We start from the raw sequence: 3,008 nt of genomic DNA on the forward strand, positions 1-3,008 counted from the left end.
GCCGGGCCGCGCCCCCCGGCCGGGCGGCCGGCACACCCGCGGCTTCAGTGCGTCGGGGCGAGGGGCTGCTTGCTCTCCTCGGCCAGCCGCTCCAGACCGCTCTGGGTCTTGAGCGGCTTCTCCTTGACGAACAGCACCGCCACCAGCGCCAGCACCGCGAAGGGGGCGCCGACGAGGAAGATGTCGGCGGTCGCGTCGCCGTAGGCCTGCTCCACGACCTGGCGCGCCTGCGCGGGGAGGGTCGCGAGGTCGGGGATGGCGTGACTGCCGCCGCCCCCTGCGGCCGCGGCACCGCCGAGCCCCTTCTCCAGGTCCTCGGTCACCTGGTGGGCGAGGACCGCACCGAGCGCGCTGGTGCCGATGGCACCGCCGAGACTGCGGAAGAAGGACAGGACGGACGTCGCCGAACCGAGTTCGGCCGCCGGCACGTCGTTCTGGGCGGCGAGCACGAGGTTCTGCATCAGCATGCCGACCCCGACGCCGAGCACGGCCATGTAGAGGGCCAGGATCCAGAAGGCGGTGTCCGCGCCGATCGTGGACAGCAGGCCCATGCCCGCGGTCATGATCACACCACCGGCGATCAGGAAGTTCTTCCACTTGCCGGTCTTGGTGATGATCTGCCCGGCCACCGTCGTGGAGACCATGAGACCGAGGATCATCGGCAGGCTCATCAGCCCGGCGGTGGTCGGTGACTTGCCCAGGGAGACCTGGAAGTACTGCGAGAGGAAGACGGTCCCGCCGAACATCGCCACGCCGACGAGGAGGCTCGCCACGGTGGTCAGCGTGACCGTCCGGTTGCGGAAGATGTCCAGCGGGATCATCGGTTCCTCGACGCGCGACTCGACGAGTACGGCCAGGGCGAGCAGGACCGCGCCGCCGGTGACGAGGGCCGCGGTCTGCCACGACATCCAGTCGAACTGGTTGCCCGCGAGCGTGATCCACAGCAGCAGGGCGCTCACCCCGGCCATGATCAGGAACGCGCCCAGGTAGTCGATCCGCACCTTGCGGCGGACGACGGGCAGGTCGAGCGTGAGCTGGAGCAGCACGATCGCGAGCAGCGCGAACGGCACCCCGATGAAGAAGCACCAGCGCCAGCCCAGCCACGAGGTGTCGACCAGCACACCGCCGATCAGCGGTCCGGCGACGGTCCCGACGGCGAACACGGCGCCGAAGATGCCCGAGTACCGACCGAGTTCGCGCGGCGGGATGATCGAGGCCATCACGACCTGGGCCAGGGCGGTGAGACCGCCGGCGCCGATGCCCTGGACGACACGGCTGATGATGAGGACGGTGACGCTGTCCGAGAAGCCGGCGACGAGCGAGCCGATGACGAACATCCCCAGCGACAGCTGGATGAGCAGCTTCTTGTCGTAGAGGTCGGACAGCTTGCCCCAGATGGGGACGGTGGCGGTCATGGCCAGCAGTTCCGCCGTGACCACCCACGTGTACGACGACTGGCTGCCGTGCAGGTCGGTGATGATGCGGGGCAGGGCGTTGGCGACGACGGTGGAGGCGAGGATGGCCACGAACATCCCGGCCATGAGGCCGGACATGGCCTGGATTATCTGGCGTCTCGTCATGGACGGGGGCGCCTCGGGTGCGGGCGTCACGGCGGCGGACATCGGTGGACGTACCTCGGTTCTCTGTGAGTCGGTGCCTTCGGGGGAAGGCCGTGGATGTCTGGGTGGGGCCCGCGTGGCGGGCGGGGACGTCAGTCGCGGAGTGCGGCGGCGAGTTCGGTGAACGCCTCGTCGTAGACGGTCTTCAGCGGCCGGAGGCGTCCGGTGGCGGTCCACAGTTCGACGGCGGACCGCACGGCGGCGAGGGTGGTGTGCACGAGCAGGCGCGGCCGGAGGTCCTGGTCGGCCTCCACGCCGAGCCGTTCCGCCACCGCGGCGATCAGCGCCTGCTCGTCGGCGCCGCGGGCCGCGAGGAACCGGGGGAACAGCGACGGGGTGTTGCCCAGGACGGTGCACTGCAGCTCCCAGCGGTCGTGGCCCACCTCGATGTGGGTCAGTTCCGCGGAGAGGGCCTCGCGCAGCACCGTGAGGGTCGGGAGGTGCGCGGGGGCGTCGATGACGGCCCGGCGGGTCCGTTCGGTGAGGTCGGGGTCGGCGACGAGGACGGCGTCGTCGAGATGCCCGAAGTAGTTGAAGAACGTCCGCACCGAGACGCCCACCTCCGCGGTGACCGCCTCCACCGTCACCTGATCGAGTCCGCGTTCGGCGGCCATGCGCAGAGCTGTGCCGGCCAGGGCGTCGCGGGTCGCGCGCTTCTTCCGCTCACGCAGGCCGAGGGACGGATCTTCGGGGAGGGTCACGAAGGTGCATGGTATGCAAAAATGCAGAGCATGCAAATTCGGCGGGCGCACCCCCGGCCGGTCGGGGTCCGCCCGAGGCATGATGGTGACCATGAGCACAGGTGAAGGTGTCAGGCTCACCCTGGCCCGCGGTGACATCACCCGGCAGAAGGCGGACGTCCTGGTCAACGCCGCCAACTCCTCCCTCCTCGGCGGCGGGGGAGTGGACGGGGCGATCCACCGGGCCGGTGGCCCGGAGATCCTGGCGGCCTGCCGCGCACTGCGGGCCTCGCACTACGGCAAGGGCCTGCCGACCGGCCGGGCCGTCGCCACCACGGCCGGCCGGCTCGACGCCACCTGGGTCGTCCACACCGTCGGTCCGGTCTGGAGCGCGACGGACGACCGCTCGGATCTGCTTGCCTCCTGCTACCGCGAATCGCTGAGTGTGGCGGCGGAGTTGGGGGCGCGCACGGTGGCCTTCCCGGCCGTCTCCGCCGGCATCTACGGCTGGCCGGTCCGGGACGCGGCCCGGATCGCGGTCCGTACGGTCAGGGCGGAGGCGACCGCGCCGGTCGAGGAGGTCAGGTTCGTGCTGTTCGACGACCAGGCATACGAGGCGTTCGCCGCGGAAGCCGGCTGAACGCCCTCCGCACGCGTGCCCTCGACGGCCCCGCCCGGCGGCTCCCGGCCCCCGGCCGGAGATCGGAAG

The 3,008-nt window shown here is 71.1% G+C and carries 3 protein-coding genes; 1 reads left to right on the plus strand and 2 read right to left on the minus strand.

Translation table 11 applies throughout. The features are described from left to right. Window positions 1-44: 44 nt before the first annotated feature. Together ABZ371_RS31005 and ABZ371_RS31010 are read right to left on the minus strand one after the other, a co-directional pair. A complete protein-coding gene (locus ABZ371_RS31005; protein ID WP_358685925.1) occupies window positions 45-1,622 on the minus strand; it encodes an MDR family MFS transporter in 1,578 nt (525 codons plus the stop codon). Window positions 1,623-1,711: 89 nt separating this feature from the next. Continuing rightward, a complete protein-coding gene (locus tag ABZ371_RS31010) occupies window positions 1,712-2,320 on the minus strand; it encodes a TetR family transcriptional regulator (protein ID WP_358685928.1) in 609 nt (202 codons plus the stop codon). A 91-nt stretch (window positions 2,321-2,411) separates the two neighbouring features. Here ABZ371_RS31010 and ABZ371_RS31015 point away from each other — a divergent pair, with 91 nt between their 5' ends. Then, entirely contained in the window at window positions 2,412-2,939 is a 528-nt protein-coding gene (locus ABZ371_RS31015; protein WP_358685930.1) for an O-acetyl-ADP-ribose deacetylase, read from the plus strand. Window positions 2,940-3,008: the final 69 nt, after the last annotated feature.

This window comes from Streptomyces sp. NPDC005899, from assembly GCF_040629645.1.
In the GTDB taxonomy this organism is placed as follows: Bacteria; Actinomycetota; Actinomycetes; order Streptomycetales; family Streptomycetaceae; genus Streptomyces.